Consider the following 21026-nt stretch of genomic DNA (forward strand, 5'->3'; position numbering starts at 1 on the left):
CATCTTCATCGTCGTGGTCTTGCCGCAGCCGTTGGAGCCGAGAAAACCGAAGATCTCACCCCGTGGGACACGCAGGTTCACATGATCGACCGCGGTGAACTCGCCGAAGCGCATGGTCAGATCCCGGACCTCGATCGCCGGGTCGCCATCGTCTTCCGGCCGCGGCGGAATCTCGACCGCCCGATAATCCCGGCGCTTGTCTTCCGGCAGCAGCCGGATGAAGGCTGCCTCAAGCGACTCCGCCCCCGTGCTCTGCAGCAGGCCTTGGGGCGTGTCGCTGGCCAGCACCCGCCCGCCGTCCATCGCCGCCAGCCAGTCGAAGCGCGCCGCCTCATCCATATAGGCCGTGGCCACCAGCACGCTCATGCCGGGCCGGGTGCGGCGGATGCCGGCGATCAACTCCCAGAACTGCCGCCGCGACAGGGGATCGACGCCGGTGGTCGGCTCGTCCAGGATCAGCAGGTCCGGGTCGTGGATCAGCGCGCAACAGAGGCCGAGCTTCTGCTTCATCCCCCCGGATAGCTTGCCCGCCGCCCGATCGAGAAACGGCTTGAGCCCGGTGGCCCATGTCAGCGCCTCAATGCGGCGCGCCCGTTCGCTGCCGTCATGCCCAAAAAGCCTCCCGAAGAAGTCGAGGTTCTCGAACACCGAGAGCGTCGGATAGAGGTTGCGCCCCAGGCCCTGCGGCATGTAGGCGATGCGCGGGCCGACTCCGCGGCGATGGTGGGCATCAGCCATGTCGCCGCCGAGCACCGCGACCTGTCCCGTCTGGACCGCGCGGGCGCCGGCGACGAGCGCCAGCAGGCTCGATTTGCCGACGCCATCCGGGCCGATCAGCCCCGCAAGGCATCCGGCCGGGATGTCGAGATCGACGGCGTCGAGCGCGTGCACCTTGCCGTAGCGCAGGGACACATCGCGCAGGCGCGCAACCGCCGCCGCGCCGCCGCCATCCTTGATCTGAGCATCCAGATCACGGCTCATTGCGGCAGCCGGGTCTGCAGTTCAGGCGGCCACTCCACCCGAGGGTCGAGCCGTACATAGGCCATGCCCGGCAGACCGGTCTTGACCTGGTGGAGGTGCTTCCTGAGCAGGCCCGGGTCGATCCGCGCCTTGATGCGGAACATCAGCTTCAGCCGCTCCTCGGCCGTCTCGACCGTCTTGGGCGTGAACTGGGCGACGTCGGCGACGAAGGAGACCTCGGCGGGGATCACGTACTGCGGGGCGGCGTCCAGCACCAGGTGCGCCTCGGCACCCAGTGCGACCCGTCCCGCCTGTTCGGTCGGGAGGAAGAAGGTCATGTAGACATCGGTGAGATCGACCATGTTCAGCACCACGCCGCCCGGGGAGAGCACCTCGCCGGGCTGGGCGACGCGGTACTGGACGCGGCCGTCGCGCGGCGAGGTCAGCACGCTGTCGTCGATATCGGCCTGGATGCGCTGGAGGGTGGCCTGGGCGGCTTCGACCGCCGATTTCGCAGCGACGACGTTCGATTTGGCTTGGCCGATGGCGGCCTGCGCGGCCGCGGCCTGCGCCTGCGCGGAGGCGACCGCGGCCCTCGCCGCCTCGGCCGCGGCACGGTCGTCGTCGAGCTGCGCCTCGGAGACGGCGTTTTTCGTGACGAGCTCCCGGGTGCGGGCGAGCCGTTTTTGTGCCGCGTCGAACCCGGCCTTTCTCTGGGCGATGAGCGCCTCGGCGGCCTGCTTCTCGGCCTCGCGCTGGGTCACCTGGCTTTGCGCGGTCTCGATGCCGATGCGCGCCCGTTGCAGCTGCGCCTCGGCTTCCCGGAGCTGCGCCTCCAGGACGGCCGTGTCCATTCGCCCCAGTTCCTGCCCGGCCCGGACGAAGTCGCCTTCGTCGACCCGGATCTCCTTGACCCGGCCCGCGGTCCTGGCCGCGATATCGATCTCGACGGCCTCGATACGGCCATTGCCGCTGACCAGTCCGGTTTCGGTTTCCTTGAGTCCATAGTGCTGCCAGGCGAAAAATGCCACCACACCGGCGACCAGCACGGCCACCGTTCGGATTAACCATGTCTTTTGCTGTGGGGTCATCGTTGTTTTTACCTTGCGTGGTGTTGTTCGATAAATTCTGGGCCGGTTAATTGCGTATAGCCACCGTGGCGAGTGGTCGTTGCCTTCGCTCGTCCGCGCTCACGTTTGCGTGAGGAGGTCGCTGACCATGCGCCGGAACACCCTCACCACGCCATCCCGATCAATGTCAGGATTGCGGATTGCTCGAATACGCAATCCTTCGAACATGGCCGAAATGGCTTCCACCATACCTGCTAGCGTGGCCGCATTGTCCTCATGGCCGGCGGCTTGCCGTGTAGCACGGATGGTTTCGGCGAGGCTGTCCCGGCACTGTTTGTCGGCCGCGCGCACGATCCCGGCGATATGCGGATTGCGTGCGGCTTCGGCGACGATTTCCAGTTGTAGTCCAGCCGTGCTCGGGTCGAGATTGTCCCGTACCCCCTCGACAGCGCGCTCGATCATGGCCGCTTTGACGTCGCTTGCTGCACGCAGTTCAGCGGTGAGCGTCAGTAGCCGCTCCAGGTCCTGGGCGACGATGTCGGCAATGATCGCCTCCTTATTCTCGAAGTAATGATAGATGTGGCCGGTGCTCATGCCGGCTGTTTTTGATATCTGCGCAATGCTGGTGCCGTGAAAGCCGTGTTGGCGGAAGCAGTCAGCTGCAGCTGTGCGGATCTGTGTGCGTCGCGCATCAGCTCGCGAAGTGTTGGATGCTTGGTCGTGAGTGGCGGTCATGTTTGATCTCCAAAGTGGGAGGCGCAGAAGTGCGAGAAGGCAATTCGAATCTTGCATTTGTTTTAATACTAGTATAGATTGAACATTCATACTAGATAGAACGTTCAATCTATAATGTATTAACCCTTCATCAGGATGCCTACCAATGCAGACGGCACACATTCACGAAAGGCTATCCATGCAGACCCCACGCATCCTGCGATTACTACCCGTAGGTTTGGCACTGGCAAGCACCCTGCTACTCAACGCTTGCAGCGGTGAGCAACAGAACGCGCCTGCCGGCGGCATGCAAGGGGCGCCTGCAGTTACCGTGATGACGGTGCAGCCCGAATCTGTGCCGATAACAGCTGAATTGCCAGGCCGTACCACACCTTACCTGGTGGCTGAATTGCGGCCGCAGGTGAACGGCATCGTCAAGGAGCGAATGTTCAAGGAAGGCAGCGATGTTAGGGCTGGTCAGGTGCTTTACCGGATCGATCCGGCGACCTATCAAGCGGCCTATGACAGTGCACGCGCGAGTCTGGCACGGGCGGATGCCAACCTGGAAGTCGCGCGGCAGAAGGCCGTTCGCTACGCCGATCTGGTTAAGATCGAGGCAGTGAGCGCGCAGGCCAACGAAGAAGCACAGGCCGCACAGAAGCAGGCACAGGCTGATGTCGGCACGGCGAAGGCGGCACTCGACAAGGCGCGCGTCGATCTCGACTTCACCCGTGTTAGCTCGCCGATTGCCGGACGCATTGGTCGTTCGACTGTGACGGCGGGTGCGCTGGTCACCGCCAACCAGGAAGCAGCGCTCGCCACGGTGCAGCAACTCGACCCTATCTATGTCGACGTGACGCAGTCCAGTGCGAAGCTGCTGGGCCTGAAACGCGATCTCGAATCCGGTAAGCTGCAGCGCGCTGCAGGCAATACGGTGCCAGTGCAACTGGTGCTGGAAGACGGTAGCGTCTACGGTGCCGAAGGCCGGCTGGCGTTCTCGGAAGTATCTGTCGACGAAGGCACCGGCAGCGTGACCCTGCGCGCGGTGTTTCCCAATCCGAAGGGTGATTTGTTGCCCGGCATGTATGTTCGCGCACGCCTGACGCAGGGCGTGAATCGCGCTGCCATGCTGGTGCCGCACGCGGCCGTCAGCCGCACGCCGCGCGGGGAAGCGCAGGTGATGGTGGTGAACAGCGAGAGCAAGGTCGAGCCGCGCACCGTTAAGGTAGAGCAATCAATCGGCGACAAATGGGTCGTGACCGAAGGCCTCGCCGTCGGCGATCGCGTCATTGTTGAAGGTCTGCAAAAGGTGAAACCGGGTGCGCCAGTGCAGGCACAGGAGGCCGGTACAGTGCCAAACCCCGCACCTCCTGCAACTGCTGTGGCGAAGTGAGGTAACGAGCCATGGCCAGCTTCTTCATCGACCGTCCAATATTTGCGTGGGTCATAGCCATCGTCATCATGCTCGCCGGAGGACTGTCCATCCTGACGCTGCCGGTGTCGCAGTATCCGGCCATCGCGCCGCCCACCATCGCCATCAACGCCACTTATCCCGGCGCCTCGGCGAAAACCGTGCAGGACTCCGTCACCCAGATCATCGAGCAGAAGATGACCGGCCTCGACAACCTGCTCTACATGAGCTCGTCGTCCGATTCCTTCGGCCGCGCCACCGTGACGCTGACCTTCGACGCCGGCACCGATCCCGACATCGCCCAGGTGCAGACGCAGAACAAGCTCCAGCTTGCCCTCCCCTTGCTGCCCATCGCCGTGCAGCAACAGGGCGTGCAGGTGGCGAAGTCGGCGCGCAACTTCCTGCTGGTGGTCGGTTTCGTGTCCAGGGACGGCACGCACAGCCGCACCGATCTCGCCGACTTCCTCGTGTCCTCGGTGCAGGAACCGCTGTCACGCGTCACCGGCGTCGGCGAGATCCAGGTGTTCGGTTCGCAGTACGCCATGCGAATCTGGGTCGATCCGGCCAAGCTGGACAACTACCGGCTCACGCCCATCGACGTGCAGACCGCGCTGCGCGACCAGAACGCCCAGGTGTCCGCCGGACAGCTCGGCGGCACGCCCGCCGTGCCGGGACAGGGATTCACCGCGTCCATCACCGTGCAGAACCGCCTTGAGACCGTCGAGCAGTTCGAGCAAATCCTGCTGCGCAGTTCCACGCAGGGTGGCGAAGTGCGTCTGAAAGACGTCGCGCGCATCGAGATCGGCTCCGAGACCTACGGTAACGTCGGCCGCTACAACGGGCAACCGGCGGCGGGCGTCGGCATCAAGCTCGCCGCCGGCGCCAACGCATTAGACACTGTGGATGCGGTGCGCGCCAAGCTCGACGGCATGAAAGCGTATTTCCCCTTCGGCGTCGAAGCGGTGATTCCCTACGACACCACGCCCTTCGTGCGGCTCTCCATCATGGGTGTGGTGCAGACGCTGATCGAGGCGGTGATCCTGGTTTTCCTGGTGATGTACCTGTTCCTGCAGAACATCCGCGCCACCATCATTCCCACCATCGCCGTGCCGGTGGTGCTGCTCGGCACCTTCGGCGTGATGGCGGCGGCCGGTTTCTCCATCAACACGCTCACCATGTTCGGCCTGGTGCTCGCCATCGGTCTGCTGGTCGACGACGCCATCGTGGTGGTCGAAAACGTTGAACGTGTGATGAGTGAGGAAGGGCTGTCGCCGAAGGAAGCGACCAAGAAATCGATGCGCCAGATCACCGGCGCACTGATCGGCATCGGCCTGGTGCTGTCGGCGGTGTTCGTGCCGATGGCTTTCTTCGGCGGTTCCACCGGCGTCATCTACCGGCAGTTCTCCATCACCATCGTCTCGGCGATGGCGTTGTCCGTGGTGGTGGCGATCATCTTCACGCCGGCGCTGTGCGCGACCATGCTCAAGCCTATCGAGAAAGGTCACGAGCACGGCGAAGGCAGCTGGTTCAGCGGTTTCTTCCACTGGTTCAACGCCATGTTCGAGCGCAGCCGGCAGCGCTATGAATCCGCCGTCGGCAGGATCCTGAACCGCAGCCTGCGATTCCTGGCGATCTACGTCGCCATCGTCGGCGTGCTCGCGCTCCTGTTCATGCGCATGCCCACCGCCTTTCTGCCGGAGGAGGACCAGGGCCTGATGTTCACTCAGGTCGTGCTGCCGGCCGGTGCCACCCAGGAGCGCACCGTCGAGGTGCTGAAGAAGGTCGAGCATCAGTTCCTGGAAAACGAAAAGGACAATGTGCGCTCGATCTTCACCATCGCCGGCTTCAGTTTCGGCGGCCAGGGGCAGAACATGGGCCTGGGCTTCATCAGCATGAAAGACTGGAGCGAGCGCCCCGAACCCGAGCAGGAGATCCATGCGGTAGCCACGCGCGCGATGGGCGCCTTCCAGCAAATCCGCGAGGCGATGGCCTTCGCGTTCGTGCCGCCAGCGGTGATCGAACTGGGCACCTCCAGCGGCTTCAACGTGCAGCTGCAGGACCGCGGCGGCGTCGGCCACGAGGAGCTGACCGCCGCGCGCAACCAGTTCCTCGGTATGGCCGCCCAGGACAAACGCCTGGTCGGCGTGCGTCCCAACGGCCAGGACGATGTCGCCGAATACCAGCTGCAGATCGACTACGCCAAGGCTGGCGCGCTCGGCGTCTCGGTCGCCGACATCAACGACACGCTCGCGATCGCCTGGGGCGGAACCTACGTCAATGACTTCATCGACCGCGGCCGCATCAAGAAGGTCTACCTGCAGGCCGAGGCCGCTGCGCGCATGACGCCGGAGGATCTTTCGAAATGGTACGTGCGCAACGACCGCGATGAGATGGTACCGCTGTCAGCGTTCACCACCGCGCGCTGGACTTACGGTTCGCCGCGTCTGGAACGCTTCAACGGCCAGCCCTCCATCGAATTGCTCGGTCAGGCCGCGCCTGGTCTTTCATCCGGCGATGCGATGGCGGCCGTCGAGGAGATCATGACGCAACTGCCGCCGGGTATCGGCTATGAATGGACCGGCACCTCGTTCGAGGAGCGCCGCTCGGGCACGCAGGCGCCGGGACTGTATGCGCTGTCGCTGCTGGTGGTGTTCCTGTGTCTCGCCGCGCTGTACGAAAGCTGGTCGGTGCCGTTCGCGGTCATGCTGGTGGTGCCGCTCGGCGTGCTCGGCGCGATCCTGGCCGCGACCGGCCGCGGCCTGTCGAACGACATCTATTTCCAGGTCGCCCTGCTGGCAACCATCGGCCTGTCGTCGAAGAACGCGATCCTGATCGTGGAGTTCGCCAAGGCGCAGATGGAGCAGGAGGGTAAGGACCTGATTACTGCCACGCTCAATGCTGTGCGTATGCGGCTGCGTCCGATCCTGATGACCTCGCTTGCCTTCGGCCTTGGTGTGCTGCCGCTGGCGATCGCCACCGGCGCCGGATCGGGCAGCCAGAACGCGATCGGCACCGGCGTACTAGGCGGCACCCTCGTTGGCACATTGCTTGGCCTTTTCTTCATCCCTCTGTTCTACGTGGTGATCATGCGCCTGTTCAAGCGCAAGTCACAGGCGGCTGACGCAGCCTCTGCAGCAGCCCAACTGGAGGTCAAGTGATGAGCCCGTTACGCACCCTGACCGTCGCAATTGCCGCCAGCCTCGCGAGCGCATGCACGATGATCCCGGAATACCAGCGGCCCGTGGCGCCAATACCGGCGAATTTTCCGAATGCGCCCCAGGCAGCTGAGGCAACGCCGGCCGACGCCATCATCTGGCGCGACTATTTCGCCAATGCACAACTGCGCGACGTGATTGCGCTGGCGCTCGCCAACAACCGCGACCTGCGTGTAGCTGCACTCAACATCGAGCAGGCGCGCGCGCAGTACCGCATCCAGCGCGCTGACCTGTTCCCCACGATCGGCGCCACCGGCGGGCAGACCGCGCAGCGCCTGCCGGGCGATCTCAGCGGCAGCGGCGACGCCGACGTATTCCGCCAGTACAGCGCCACCGTGGGCTTTTCTGCCTATGAACTGGATTTCTTCGGCCGGATCCGCAGCCTCAATGCGCAGGCGCTCGAACTCTACTTTGGCACCGAAGAAGCGCGCCGCAGCGCCCAGATCAGCCTGGTGGCCGAAGTCGCCAGCATCTGGATGACACTCGCGTACGACAGGGAACGCCTGGCGCTGGCGCGCAACACCTACGAATCGCGGCTGAAGTCCCACGATCTGATACGCCGCAGTTCCGAAGCCGGTGCGGTCTCGGCACTCGACGTGCACCAATCGCAGCAACTGCTGCAAAGCGCGCGTGCCGACGTTGCGCGTTTCAGCAGCTTCGTCGCGCAGGACGAGAATGCGCTGGCGCTCGTCGTTGGCGCACCGGTGCCCGCCGATCTGCTGCCCGCCACACTCACCGACACGGTCAGCGCGGTCGCCGAATTGCCTGCGGGCGTGCCTTCCGAGGTGCTCACCCGCCGCCCCGATGTCCTGCAGGCGGAGCGCAGCCTGCGCGCGGCCAATGCGAGCATCGGCGCCGCGCGCGCGGCCTTCTTTCCGAGCATCAGCCTGACCGCCGCCGCCGGCACTGCCAGCAGCACGCTGGACGGACTTTTCGGAGGCGGCTCCGGCACCTGGAACTTCATTCCGCTGATCCGCATCCCGATCTTCGAGGCCGGCCGCCTGCAGGCGAGTCTCGATGTGGCAGAAGTGCAGCGCGACATCAACGTGGCCTTTTATGAGAAGACTATCCAGACCGCGTTCCGCGAGGTGGCCGATGCGCTCGCCGACCGCGCCACGCTCGCCGAGCGGCTCGACGCCCGGCGCCAGCAGGTCGAGGCCACGCAGGCAGCTTTCCGCCTCGCGGAAGCGCGCTACAAGGGCGGGGTGGACAGCTTCCTCGGCCTGCTCGATGCCCAGCGTTCGCTTTACCTTGCCGAACAGGAGCTGATCTTCGTGCGGCTGGCCGACGCCACTAATCGGGTGGCGTTGTACAAGGTGCTCGGCGGTGGTTGGCAATGATAAAGGCTGTGCCCAGATAACGACGCGCAGCCCTTCGATTTTGTGTGGGCACATGCGATGCTGCAATCGGTGATTGTTCGTTTAAGACTGGCGTTCTCCATCAACCCGTCTGCAATGAGTCGAAAATGACGATTCGGCATCTTCAGAAGCAGACGTTCCTGAATGACCGGGTGTGGAAAGTGGGGACCGGCTGCTTCGGCCGAAGAGCAGCCGATCGTAGCAATCGCGCTGACCGTCTCCAAAAGGGTCGTGGGCAGCCGGTCGCATTTTAAATCTGTTTGACTGCTTTCAGTAACTGTGGCCAGTCACGGCATGCTAGTGGTTAAGTTCTCGCCTGCTTGGCCGGGCGGACGATCACATTACTTGAAAGTCGGCAATCTCATTACGATTGTCGTCGGTACAAAACCCCGCACCTTACGGAATTGATTTCCCGTATCCCGTCCTAACCCGATACCGCACCATGGCGCCTCATGAACACCATGAGGAAGACATCGATGCGCATCGCCCACCTGTTAGTCGTCGGACTGCTCAGCACGGCCGTGCCGATGCAGTCCGCGATTGCTGACGCCGACGCAGAACGCGAAGCGCTGGCGCGGATCGCCCATGAACTCGACGCGCTCGAAGTGCTGATTCGCAAGGCGGAGTCGCAGGCCGAGCCGGATGCGCGCATTCGCTTCCGCTACGACTGGCTGCGCCAGGATCTGGCGAGGGTACAGCAAGGCATCCAGGACCACATCGACGCCCCGCGCTCGGAGCCGCGGACCTTTCCGTCTTTGCGCGGTGACTATCGGCGGTGATGCAAAGCCATGACACCCGCTCAAGACACGGCATTTCAGGCAGGCTCAGGAGTCACCTCCGCGACGCTACTCACGGCCATCGCCTCTGTAGTGATCGTGCTCGCTTTCGTGTGGGTGATCTGGGTGACGCTGGGCACCTTCCGTGCCTGGCAGGACGGCCAGGTCGGCATCTTCGACGTGATGTGGAGCGCGCTTCGCGCGAGCATCGTACTCATGGTGTTGGGTTTTTATCTGCGGTGATGGCGATGATTCACGCCATTGCAGCAAAAGTTCGGGGAATGCCCCGGTGTTCATCAAAGGGGGAAACCCCGTTACCTCGGAGAAAAGCAATCATGCTGAAGACTATCAAAAAAGGTGCAGCCGCAATCGGGCTGCTGGCGATGTCTGCGTATCAGTCGGTGTGGGCGGCCTTACCGACACCGGTACCGCCCAGTACAGCGCCGGCGGCGGGTGACTGGGTCGGCCTCATCCAGGGCTACATCAAAGACGGCGGTCTGGTGCTCGGCCTGGCCATCGCGGTACTCGGGTTCCTGTGGATCGCCTATCTCGGTTTCGCGAAGTTCAACGAGGCGCGCCAGGGCAAAGCCGAGTGGGCCGAAGTCGGCGTGCTGGGGATAGTCGGTGCCGTGGTGCTGATTTTCGCCAGCTACCTGCTGACCGAAGCCGCCGGCGTTATCTAACAAGCCTATGTCCAATCGCGACGACATTCTGGCCAATCGGCTCAACGCGGAGCCCGCGATCTTCAAGGGCTGCTCGTCGTCCGAGTTGGGCGTCATCGTGGGTGTGGCCGCGCTCATCTGGTTGCCTGTCTCTCTTCTCCTGGCAGGGCTGATGGGCGCGGTCACCATGGGCTTCGGCATCGCCGGGGTGGGCGTGGTCGCCACCGTGATCATGATGGCCACCTTGTTCCAGCGGCTCAAGCGCGGGCGGCCGGACGGTTATTACCAGCAACAGATCGCCATTCAATTGGATGATCGCGGCTTGCGCCGGTCGCCGTTCATTCGGCGTAGCGGCGCCTGGGATATCGGGAGGAGTCGGAGTGCGACGCTACCGCTACGAGATCGATAACGTGCGCGCCCATTTGCGTTCGCTGTGGGTGATCATCGCCGTACAGATCGTCGTCATCCTGGCGCTATGGTTCGGTTGGAGCCAGGCACCACAACGCCTGACCGTCCACGTCCCGCCAGACCTGCGCTCCGGCGCGACACTGGCCGTCGATGAAGTACCGCCGGCCAACGTGTACTCCTTCGCCTACTACATCTTTCAGCAACTCAATCGCTGGCCCGAGGACGGGGCGCGGGATTATGGCAAAGCGATCTTCCGCATCTCGTCCTATGTGACCCCACGGTATCGGGCCGATCTCATCGCGGACATGGAGTTGAAGGGTAAACAGGGCGAGTTGGCCTACCGCGTACGCGGCGTGCAAGAGGTGCCGGGCCATGGCTATGAAGAACGCCGAGTCGATGTGCTGGCCCCGGGTGTCTGGGTGGTGTGGCTGGATCTCGATCTCTACGAGTCGGTGAAAGGCATGACGGTGAAGAAGACGACCATCCGTTATCCGCTGCGCGTCGTGCGACTCGCCGTCGATCCGGAGTCGAATCCTTGGGGGCTGGCACTGGACGGTTTCGCGGCGGACGGCCCGCGGCGTCTGGCGGAATCCGAACTCAACAACGAGGCCGGGCAGGGCGGCTGAGGGGGATCAACGCATGTATTCAATCAACAATCTCAAACGTGGCGTCATTTTCTGGTTGGGAGTCGGGCTGCTGTTGGTGCAGTCGATGGTCCATGCCGAGTCGGAAGTCACCGAGCGCATCGAGTGGAACAGGACGCCCATCCAGCTCGATCTCAAGGTCGGCCACGAACGTTTGGTGCATTTTCCGGGTGCGATCAAAGTAGCTGTGCCGGCATCCCTGCAGCCGTTGCTGCGTACTCAAAGCGTCAACGGAACCGTTTACTTCCTCGCTAGCGCACCGTTCGATGCCACCCGTGTCATGGTACGCAGCATCGACGGTGGCCAGATGTTTCTCTTCGATGTGTCCGCGACTCAAGAGGGCGGCCAGACCCATCCCGTGCAGGTGTACGTGAAGACGAACGGTGAGGGTCACGCCGAGACGACGGATTCATCCCTGGCGAGTCATGACGCAACGGCGCAATACAGCTACGTTGCCCTGACCCGGTTCGCGGCTCAGCAGCTCTATGCACCCGCGCGCCTCGTCCAGGATTGGCCGGGCATCGTCCGTGTGCCGGTAATGCACGGGCCAGTCAGCTTGCTGTACGGGGGCGCGATCGATGCAACACCGTTGATGGCCTGGCGGGCCGGGGCGCTGTATGTCACGGCCGTCAAATTGACCAACCGCACCGATCAGCCGCAGACACTGGATCCGCGCAACCTGCGTGGTACCTGGCTGACCGCAACCTTTCAGCACAACCGCCTGTTGGCCGCCGGCAGTGAGGCGGACACCACGGCGGTGTATCTGATCTCGGCGCGACCGTTCGAGGCCGCAAGGTAAGCCCATGGCCATCGCAACCAGCAATCGACTGTTACCGATCATCGCCGGCGTCGTGGTGCTCATGCTGGTGTTCGTCACCCTCAAGTCATGCTCGAACGGCGTGGATGACCAGATCGTGATGGAGGCCGTGCCGCAGGCGCCGGTGCCGGACGCCGACACGCCCGCCGACACCATCAAGACCCTGACCGCGAACGTCGCGGCGATGACCGCCGAGGTCAAAGCCTTGCGGCAGGACAACGCGACACTGCGCAATGAGAACCAACGTCTGCTGAGCAGTCGCGCGCAGATCGAGGAGAACGTGGCCACGCGGGTCAAGCGCGAACTGTTGTCGCGCGAGAAAGACAAAACCGCGCAGGATCGCCTGGATTCCAGTGTGCTGTCGTCGCTGACGGCACGGGTGGATGCCTTGTCGCAATCGCTATCGCCGGGGAAGTCGACAAAGGGCGCCAGCGACATCCCGGTCGGACTGGGTTTCGACGGTGGCGGGGCAGGGGTGCCGACCGCCAGCGGCCTGGTCTGGATCGATCCGCTGGATGCCATGGATGAAGATACAAGCGGCGCGAAAGGAACCGGGCTGTTGCACCAGGTGCGCCAGTCCACCGGTGGTGCGCTGAGTACCGCCCGCGAGCAGACAGGCAATATCGCCCGTGAGTTGGAGATGGTGCATCCGGTCTACACGGTCCCGCGCAACGCCACGCTTATCGGCTCGACGGCCATGACGGCCCTGGTCGGACGGGTTCCGATACAAGGACAAGTGCGCGACCCCATGCCGTTCAAGGTGATCACCGGGGCCGACAATCTCGCCGCCAACGGTCTCACCGTGCCCGGCGTGCAGGGGATGGTATGGAGCGGTACGGCCATCGGCGACTGGACGCTGTCCTGCGTCACCGGCAGGCTCGACTCGGTGACCTTCGTGTTCGACGACGGCACCATCCGCACGATCTCCAGCGATGACCGCGGCGGTCAGTCCGGCGGCAACAAGCGGCCCCTGGGCTGGATCTCGGATCAGCAGGGTATCCCCTGCATCAGTGGGGAACGCAAGACCAACGCCCCGGCGTTTCTCACCCAGCGTATCGGCGTGATGGCCATTCAGGCAGCCGCCGATGCAGCGGCCGCGGCCGAGACCACAACGGTCGTCAGTGACAGCGGCGCGGCGAGCAACAATGTCACCGGCGATGCCGGCACCTACGTGCTCGGCAAGACCATCGCCGGCGGTAGCGACGAGGTTGCCAAGTGGCTCCTGGAACGTCAGTCGCAGAGCTTCGACGCGGTGTTCGTGCCGGCAGGTGCTAGCCTCGCCATCCACGTCGACGTGGAGCTCCCCATCGATCTCGATCTAAAAGGCAGGAAACTCGATCATGCGAAAGCCATTAACCCTTATCAGCGCACTCGGCTTGATTAGTCTCGTGCTGGGCGGCTGTGCCAGTACCAAGGACGCCGTGTTGCCACAGGACGGCCCGCCCATGAAGACGATCTACGAGCAGCACATGCGCGAGTCGGGTGCGAACGATCCCATGGCGGTGCGCCAGGCGCTGGGCGATCGTCCCCTCGTCGACGGTGACGGCTCGCTCCATGGCTACACCCGCGAGGCCCACAATGAGATCGACACCACCTTTGCCCGGCTGCCGAATCCGAGTCTGGTGATGTACGTGTTTCCGCACCTGGCCGGTGACGAGCAGGTGCCGGTGCCAGGTTACGTGACGACCTTTCCGATGTATGAGCGGGTCGAGTACGCGCTGCCCGGCGAAGTGCCGGCCAACCTGCAGCGGAAATGAACATGGCGAAGTCTCTCGCTAGCGATTCAGCCAAGAAGGCACACGATCCGGCGCAAGCGCCGTTGACCACGGCGGAAGTCAAGCGCTTGTACGATCGCCCGCCGTCTTTCACTGATCTGCTGCCCTGGGTCGAGTACGATCCGGACAGCCGCACCTTCTTGTTGGAAGACGGAGTCAGTGTGGGCGTCTTGTTCGAGATCATCCCGGCGGGCACCGAGGCCCGCACCCCGGAGTTCATGCGGCAACTGCGTGATGCCATCCAGACTGCACTCACCGATGCCATTCCCGAAGAAGATGACGCGCCGTGGATCTTGCAGGTCTACGTGCAGGACGAGCCGAGCCTGAAAGAATTCCAGAAGGAAGTCGCAGCCTATGCGCAGCCGAGCGCCAGGGACAGCACGTTCACCCGGCACTACCAGGACACGTTTGCGCAGCACCTGGCGCGGATCACCCGTCCCGGGGGGCTGTTCGAGGACACCGCCGTAACCGGAACCCATTGGCGGGGACAGGTGCGCCGTGTGCGCGCGACGCTCTATCGGCGTATGAAGGTCAAAGGCAAGATGCCGACGGCGGTCGAAGTGGAAGAAGCGATGAACGACGTGGCGACCAAGTGGGTCGCCTCACTGGCCTCGGCCGGCATTCACGCGCGGCGTGGCACCGGCAAGGATCTCTACGAGTGGTTGTTGAAGTGGTTCAATCCGAAACCGGCGATCGCCGATGGCGATCCCGACAAGCTGTTGGAGATCGCCCCGTATCCGGGCGACGCGGACCTCCCGTTCGGCTACGACCTGGCCGAACGGCTCACACTCACCATGCCGCGCTCGGACAATGAAACCGCCACCTGGTGGTTCGATGGTCTGCCGCATACCGTAGTCACGATCCAGGGATTACGGCGGGCGCCAGAGGTCGGGCACATGACCGCCGAGCGCCAGGCAGGCGACCATGTCTTCTCGCTGTTCGATCGTCTACCGGAACACACCGTGATGGTGCTCACCCTGACGCTCAAGCCGCAGGATTTCACCCGTAACCACATCGCCCAGGTCAAGCGGGCCGCGGTGGGCGACTCCGCCGAAGCGGCGTTGACACGCGAGGATGCAGAGCTCGTGGAGCGGGAGATGGCGCAGGGCAATAAGCTCTACCCGGTGAGCATCGCCTTCTACGTGCGCGGCGATAATCCCAAGGCCCTGCGCGCCAACGTCAATCAACTGAATGCAATACTGCTGCCCAACGGCCTGCAGCCGATCCTGCAGGAAGCGGATCTCCTCGCGCTGGACAGCTACATTCGCAATCTGCCCATGGCCTATGACGTGTCGCTGGACAAGTCCAGCCGCCGCTCACGCCTGGTCTTCTCCAGTCACACCGCGAATCTGCTGCCCCTGTACGGCCGCTCGAAGGGAACCGGTCACCCGGGGCTGGTGTTCTTCAACCGCGGCGCCGAGCCGCTGGCCTTCGATCCGCTGCACCGGGCCGACCGCAAGAAGAACGCCCACATGCTGATCCTCGGGCCTACCGGGGCGGGCAAGTCGGCGCTGCTGGTCTACCTGCTGCAACAGATGGCCGCGGTGTACCGCCCGCGCATCTTCATCATCGAGGCCGGCGGGTCGTTCTCGCTGCTGGGTCAGCACTTCCAGGCTCACGACGTCTCCGTCAACCAGGTCACCTTGAACCCGAACGTGGACGTGAGTCTGCCGCCGTTCGCGGATGCCATACGCGTGCTGGACAAGGAACACCGTGTGCGTCTCGGCAAAGAACCGGATGACTTGGTCGACGACGATGACGAGGTCGAAGACGAGGGCGGCGGTCGAGATATTCTTGGCGAGATGGAAATCGCCGCCCGGATCATGATCACCGGCGGGGACGAGCGCGAAGACGCCCGCGTGAGCCGGGCCGATCGACTGCTCATCCGCAACGCCATCTTCTTGGCCGCCAAGACCGTGAAGGAGAGTGGGCGAGACCAGGTAATCACCGAGGACGTGGTCAGTGCCTTGCACGCCATCGGACGGGATCAAAGCCTGCCCGAGCACCGGCGCAACCGGGCGATCGAGATGGGCGACGGCATGGCGCTGTTCTGCTCCGGTCTCGCCGGCCACTTTTTCAACCGGCCCGGCACCCGCTGGCCGGAGGCCGACGTCACCGTCTTGGAAATGGGCATGCTGGCGCGCGAAGGCTACGAGGATCAGCTCACCGTGGCCTACATCTCCATGATGAGCCACATCAACGACCTGGTGGAGCGCCACCAGCACGACGCCCGACCCACACTGGTGGTAACCGACGAAGGTCACATCATCACCACCAATCCGCTGTTGGCTCGCTACGTGGTCAAGATCACCAAGATGTGGCGCAAGCTCGGCGCCTGGTTCTGGATCGCCACCCAGAACCTTGAGGACTTCCCCGACGCCAGCCGCAAGATGCTCAACATGATGGAGTGGTGGATGTGCTTGGTCATGCCCAAAGAGGAAGTCGAGCAGATCGCACGCTTCAAGGACCTGACCGACGTGCAACGCAGTCTGCTGCAATCGGCCCGCAAGGAACCCGGCAAGTACGTCGAAGGCGTGGTGCTCTCCGATAACCTGGAAGCTCTGTTCCGCAACGTACCGCCGCCACTATCCCTGGCACTCGCCATGACCGAGAAACACGAGAAGGCGGAGCGCGCGGCAATCATGCGCGAACGCAACTGCAGCGAGCTCGAGGCGGTTTATGCTATTGCGGAGCAGATTGCTGAGAGTCGCCGCGGATAGGAAGACATTGCGCCCGCTTCACCCCCCCATATCCCAAATGAGCTGCGCCGAGCCATAGCTGCCATTTAGGATGCTCGGCATGGCCACTTGCGAGAAAACAAAATCGCAATTTCATTATATCCCTGTCATGTAGACCCAAGAGGGGGGAGGCAATTGCCATACTCGTTATGTATCGTGTAAGCAGCATAACGGGTTATACTTGGCAGTGCATTTTCGATTTGTTCTTAGATATATCAAGGGGATACGCATGTCAGGAAGTGGCGGTGGAAGTGGAGGGGGTAGTTTCGAGCCGGTGAAGGATTGTGGGAGCATCAGCTTCAACACTGATATCAATTCACCCCAAGAGCATGCAATGGAAGGACTCGAAACCCAGGACAGATTGGATGTCGTATTGAGCAACAATACAGTTGCCGTCGTGCGGCAGGATACGGGGGATACGTTAGGCTCGGTCAATTGGTCATCGATTGCAAGGCTGATCGAGTGTTTACGTGACGGTTTCGAATATGTGGCCGTGGTCAGAGCTATTCAGGATGGACTGATAAAGGTACACATATCAGCCAAGTAAAGGGGGCCTATCGTCATGAGAATCGTTGGCGGCATCTACAATGAGCGGTCCATCTTTCCTGAAGATGATGTTATATACGGCAGTGGCGGACGTGCAGCGGCGGCCCTGAGTCTTATGAACCCCGACATCACTCTGACGAGCTTTGTAGGGGAGAATAGGCGGCACGATATCGAATACCATGTAAAGGAAATTTGGAATCTCAATTTGGATGCTTTTGCTGTGCCCGAAATTGTGTCCTTCACTTACTACCACGGGCTCTCTTCCCCGATAATCAGGCCTACACGATTACCTGTAGACGATGCGCCAGAGATAAGAGTCTCAGACGACATTATCCTTCAATTCGGTATGCTGGAGGGAAAGGCGGTCGTAAATGGAAGAAGGGTTATATACGATCCTCAGAATCCCGAGAGACCCGAACGTTTCGATGCTAATGGTTCAGCAGCGCAGGAATTAGCCTATGTATTGAATCGGGGAGAAGCATACAAGCTAACAGGTCAGGACGATATCGCCCGAGCAGCCAAAATACTACTGGATCAGCCTTGTGTAGTAGTCGTAGTGGTCAAATCCGGGGCGAATGGTGCCAAAGTCTATACGGCAACAACGACTGATCACGTAGCGGCTTATGCTACAAATAATGTTTGGCCGATTGGCTCAGGTGATGTGTTCGCGGCAGTATTCGCGCATTTCTGGGGAACTGAGAATAGCTCACCAGCGGAAGCCGCTCGATATGCATCCAGGGCTGCGGCGTTGTATTGTGGTCGGAAGCAGATCCCACTTCGTCGTGAGGTCCTTACGGGCGCGGATTTCATATTTCCACTCCTCGAGCCCTCTCGAAAACCTTCGGATGCAATGATCTATCTCGCGGGACCTTTTTTCACAATGAGCCAGCTCTGGCTTGTCGAGGAGGCGAGGACAGCTCTTCTGAGCGCTGGTTTCAAGGTGTTCTCTCCATATCATGATGTAGGTATCGGTAATGCTGACAAGGTAGTTCCTGCTGATATACAAGGCATAGAAGACGCGGATGTGATGCTTGCTTTATGCGACGGACTTGACGCCGGAACATTATTTGAGATTGGTTACGCTGTAAAGAAGGGGCTCCCAGTCGTTGCTTTTGGTGAACAGACAACGGATGAAGCGATGAAGATGCTATACGGAACAAAGTGTAAGGTGTTTCGTGATTTTACCAGCGCCATCTACCATGCGCAGTGGGAGGCGCTCGCGTGAGTAAGGTCGGTTTGCTGCTTTCTGGAGGAATGGACTCATTCGCCTTGACCTATCAGGAGAGACCCGATATTGCAGTGACTATTGACTACGGTCAGAGGCCTGCTGCAGCCGAGATTCGTGCCGCTAGAATTCTCACTGATCGTTTAGGTATTCAGCACGTAACCATTTCAGTAGATCTGAGTGCCCTCGGCTCGGGAGACCTTGCTGGTACTCCAGCTATTGAGGACGCGCCTGCAAGCGATTGGTGGCCATACCGAAATCAAGCATTGATTACGCTTGCAGCCATGCGTTTGATTCCAAATGGAGTCAAACGCTTGTTAATCGCCACTGTCGGGACTGATTCAGTCCATCGTGACGGGACAAAAGAATTCATACGAACGATTAGTGATCTCTTGTCTATGCAAGAAGGGGCGATGTTGGTGGGCGCGCCAGCAATTGACATGTCAACAGCAGATCTCGTAAATCAATCTGGTATTCCATATTCACTGCTTGCCTGGGCGCATTCATGTCACACCAGTAACATTGCTTGCGGACAGTGCCGCGGTTGTGTCAAGCATCGGGAGGTTGTCGCAGAACTTGGTTATGCCGAAGCCTAGTGAAATAAATACACCCCATCTTCCGAGAAAGTCTTTGGAAAAAGTCTGGACGGCGGTTAGAAGTGTTCAATTGCCGCGGGAATTCTATTGTCCAACGGCGGATATATTTGACCTGCTCGAGGTGCGCAGATCTCGCCGCGAATTTAAGGCAATGAGCATCCAGGACATTTCAACTCTGCTTTGGTTTACGCAGCGTCATACGGCTACTATCCCTGGGACAATTGATCGCGTCAAATCTCCGATTCCGACTGCAGGTGCTCTCGCTTGTGTGAGGACAGTTGTCCTGGGGGCCCACGAAGAGGCGTGGATCTACGACGCGGCGGAGCATCGATCTGAAGTGTTGTCTGCACCTGTGGACATGTGTGACCAGATACGCACATCAGCTAGCGAATTCTTCAACGTGGGTGAGGGTTTGTTGTTATTGTTTTTCGCATATCGCCCGTTTGTCACGAAGTACTACGAATCACCAGACTCTTTGGTTCTGCGCGAAGCTGGCGTATTGCTCGGCACTCTTGCCTTGATTGCGGAGGCGCTAGAATTTTCGTTTTGCCCCCTAGGCGCCACAGCTGAAAATTGGTTGGTTAACTTACTAGGTGGGAGCGAAAAGGTCATAATTCCTGCCGGTGCTGCGGTTGTTGGGCGGAGGTAACCCGCAACGGTCGATAGATGTGACTCCACAATCCGTGAGCATATGTCTAACGAGGCTTGGTGTAAGCCGCAGCTCGTTCCAGATCTGGTTGTCAAGTATGTTTGCAGGAATGCCGATTCCATCGGCTAGTTTTACGAAGATATCTTCCATTCGAAGATAGTCTTTATTGACGTCATCGTTAGGTTTAAAGATACCAGCGAGAACGCCTGCCCGATGGATGTGGATATCAAGAATTGCTACGTCGCGCGCGTCGAGCCAGTTACGTGCAATCCAAGAGGCAGTTTTGTAGCCAATTCCCGGAACAGCGGTGAGCCAATCTCTAAGAGCCTTTCCGCAATTCTCGGGGGGGGTGTTGGTGTTCAAATACTCAAGAGCAGCTGAGATATACTTTGCCTTTTGGCGAGGATAGCGGTATCTAATCGATCTTCCACCAACAACGAGGGGTTCACTCAGCAGTCTTTCGATCTGTTCAGCAGAGTGTGGGTGATCCACTACGTGGTTTACCCGCAAGTGATTGTATGCAGCTAGCCCCAATTCCCCTGTTACGCCATGGCCCCCAAGAAGGCACGCGATGATTTCTTCTTTTAGGGAGGAGCCCAAATGATAGCGACTCTGATCATGAATCGCACCATTCGCGACACATGCGAGGCGCCAAAAAGCAGGTGTATACGGTGTGCTGGCACACCCCCATGGCACACCGGGCAGAACCTCTACGTCCGCGTTAGGGATATTACATTCGAAATATTTCCCGTTCTCAAAGTGAGTCCTAATCTGCACCAGGATTCTCCCTGATAGTAAGCCAATCCAGTAGCAACGAACGTTCTTGGGCGGTCAATTCCTCCAAGCGACGTTTCATCCGTTTAAGGCGGCGTTGAATAGTCTGACGCTCTCGGAAGTTGGATCCGAGATAGCGGTAATCATGAAGCTCAGATGGTCTCGGAAAGTTGTACCAAAGGTACTCCTCTCTCAATCCATCGTGGGCTTTTGATGAATAGGTATATACGTGCCAGTCATTAAGGTACTGACGATAGATATCGTTATCGTATCCAGAAATGATTATCCGAGCATTCAGATGGATGACCAAGTTAAGAAAGCGGATATGATCGTAATGCCCGAGGTCAAATTTGTAGACGCGATCTCTTTTTCGTGTCTCTGGATGGTAGGGCGGGTCGCAATAAACAACCTCATGGCCCTCGAATGGATAATTTTCCAGAAAGCCGATGCCGTCGTCATGGATAAGCTGTACACCTATGTCCTTTAGATTCGACATTTCGTGAGCACGCTTATCCAAATCGATACCGAATTCAGTTTCGGCACGCTTCTTTGCCTTCATCACTGAACCTAACCCTAGGAAGGGTTCTATATAAACCCTGTGCGGAGGGATGAGATTAATCACATGATGAAAGGTCTTCGCTTTTCCACCGGGATAATGCATACACGTATCATCGTCAGAATCGACGAT

At 60.7% G+C, this 21026-nt stretch carries 19 protein-coding genes and 1 pseudogene; 15 read left to right on the plus strand and 5 right to left on the minus strand.

All coding sequences use genetic code 11. The features are described from left to right. The 3 genes from KDG50_02740 to KDG50_02750 all read right to left on the minus strand — a co-directional run. The coding region (locus KDG50_02740; protein MCB1864319.1) for an ATP-binding cassette domain-containing protein at window positions 1-981 on the minus strand (981 nt) is incomplete at its 3' end. Continuing rightward, a complete protein-coding gene (locus KDG50_02745) occupies window positions 978-2051 on the minus strand; it encodes an HlyD family efflux transporter periplasmic adaptor subunit (protein ID MCB1864320.1) in 1074 nt (357 codons plus the stop codon). The genes KDG50_02740 and KDG50_02745, both read right to left, overlap by 4 nt. Window positions 2052-2150: 99 nt before the next feature. Then, window positions 2151-2765: a TetR family transcriptional regulator gene (locus tag KDG50_02750; protein MCB1864321.1), complete on the minus strand. Its 615-nt coding sequence runs from the start codon at window positions 2763-2765 to the stop codon at window positions 2151-2153. Between the two features lie 178 nt (window positions 2766-2943). Here KDG50_02750 and KDG50_02755 point away from each other — a divergent pair, with 178 nt between their 5' ends. From KDG50_02755 to KDG50_02825, 15 genes and pseudogenes are all read left to right on the plus strand, one after another. Then, on the plus strand, window positions 2944-4137 hold the full coding sequence (locus KDG50_02755) for an efflux RND transporter periplasmic adaptor subunit (protein MCB1864322.1): 1194 nt from the start codon (window positions 2944-2946) through the stop codon (window positions 4135-4137). Between the two features lie 11 nt (window positions 4138-4148). Further along, window positions 4149-7313 carry an efflux RND transporter permease subunit gene (locus KDG50_02760; protein MCB1864323.1) on the plus strand — a complete coding sequence of 1055 codons (3165 nt, stop codon included), beginning with the start codon at window positions 4149-4151 and terminating at the stop codon, window positions 7311-7313. Continuing rightward, complete coding sequence (gene adeC, locus KDG50_02765) at window positions 7313-8710, plus strand: AdeC/AdeK/OprM family multidrug efflux complex outer membrane factor (protein ID MCB1864324.1); 1398 nt, start codon at window positions 7313-7315, stop codon at window positions 8708-8710. Before KDG50_02760 ends, adeC begins: the two co-directional genes overlap by 1 nt. Window positions 8711-9204: 494 nt before the next feature. After that, window positions 9205-9507, plus strand: a complete 303-nt coding sequence (locus tag KDG50_02770; protein MCB1864325.1) for a conjugal transfer protein — start codon at window positions 9205-9207, stop codon at window positions 9505-9507. A 9-nt stretch (window positions 9508-9516) separates the two neighbouring features. Then, window positions 9517-9747 carry a TIGR03758 family integrating conjugative element protein gene (locus KDG50_02775; GenBank protein MCB1864326.1) on the plus strand — a complete coding sequence of 77 codons (231 nt, stop codon included), beginning with the start codon at window positions 9517-9519 and terminating at the stop codon, window positions 9745-9747. 158 nt (window positions 9748-9905) lie between these two features. After that, a pseudogene (locus KDG50_02780) lies at window positions 9906-10187 on the plus strand (TIGR03745 family integrating conjugative element membrane protein). A 7-nt stretch (window positions 10188-10194) separates the two neighbouring features. Next, entirely contained in the window at window positions 10195-10575 is a 381-nt protein-coding gene (locus KDG50_02785) for a TIGR03750 family conjugal transfer protein (protein ID MCB1864327.1), read from the plus strand. Further along, the gene (locus KDG50_02790; protein ID MCB1864328.1) at window positions 10478-11200 is read left to right on the plus strand and encodes a TIGR03746 family integrating conjugative element protein; all 723 of its coding nucleotides are present in this window, start codon (window positions 10478-10480) and stop codon (window positions 11198-11200) included. Before KDG50_02785 ends, KDG50_02790 begins: the two co-directional genes overlap by 98 nt. Before the next feature lie 85 nt (window positions 11201-11285). Continuing rightward, window positions 11286-12017, plus strand: coding sequence for a TIGR03749 family integrating conjugative element protein (locus tag KDG50_02795; GenBank protein ID MCB1864329.1), 732 nt, complete (start codon window positions 11286-11288; stop codon window positions 12015-12017). Between the two features lie 4 nt (window positions 12018-12021). Further along, the gene (locus tag KDG50_02800; GenBank protein ID MCB1864330.1) at window positions 12022-13419 is read left to right on the plus strand and encodes a TIGR03752 family integrating conjugative element protein; all 1398 of its coding nucleotides are present in this window, start codon (window positions 12022-12024) and stop codon (window positions 13417-13419) included. Next, on the plus strand, window positions 13376-13792 hold the full coding sequence (locus KDG50_02805; protein ID MCB1864331.1) for a TIGR03751 family conjugal transfer lipoprotein: 417 nt from the start codon (window positions 13376-13378) through the stop codon (window positions 13790-13792). Before KDG50_02800 ends, KDG50_02805 begins: the two co-directional genes overlap by 44 nt. After that, a complete protein-coding gene (locus tag KDG50_02810; GenBank protein MCB1864332.1) occupies window positions 13789-16530 on the plus strand; it encodes a conjugative transfer ATPase in 2742 nt (913 codons plus the stop codon). The genes KDG50_02805 and KDG50_02810 overlap by 4 nt, the downstream gene beginning before the upstream one ends. Before the next feature lie 580 nt (window positions 16531-17110). Next, on the plus strand, window positions 17111-18319 hold the full coding sequence (locus KDG50_02815) for a nucleoside 2-deoxyribosyltransferase (protein ID MCB1864333.1): 1209 nt from the start codon (window positions 17111-17113) through the stop codon (window positions 18317-18319). Further along, entirely contained in the window at window positions 18316-18915 is a 600-nt protein-coding gene (locus tag KDG50_02820) for a 7-cyano-7-deazaguanine synthase (protein MCB1864334.1), read from the plus strand. Before KDG50_02815 ends, KDG50_02820 begins: the two co-directional genes overlap by 4 nt. Window positions 18916-19066: 151 nt before the next feature. Further along, on the plus strand, window positions 19067-19564 hold the full coding sequence (locus KDG50_02825) for a hypothetical protein (protein ID MCB1864335.1): 498 nt from the start codon (window positions 19067-19069) through the stop codon (window positions 19562-19564). Here KDG50_02825 and KDG50_02830 read toward each other — a convergent pair. Further along, entirely contained in the window at window positions 19505-20056 is a 552-nt protein-coding gene (locus KDG50_02830; GenBank protein MCB1864336.1) for a hypothetical protein, read from the minus strand. The genes KDG50_02825 and KDG50_02830 overlap by 60 nt on opposite strands. Window positions 20057-20330: 274 nt before the next feature. Then, window positions 20331-20999 (minus strand): DNA adenine methylase, encoded by a 669-nt coding sequence (locus tag KDG50_02835; protein ID MCB1864337.1) that lies wholly within the window; start codon window positions 20997-20999, stop codon window positions 20331-20333. Window positions 21000-21026 lie beyond the last annotated feature (27 nt).

This window comes from Chromatiales bacterium (genome assembly GCA_020445605.1).
Classification (GTDB): Bacteria; Pseudomonadota; Gammaproteobacteria; order JAGRGH01; family JAGRGH01; genus JAGRGH01.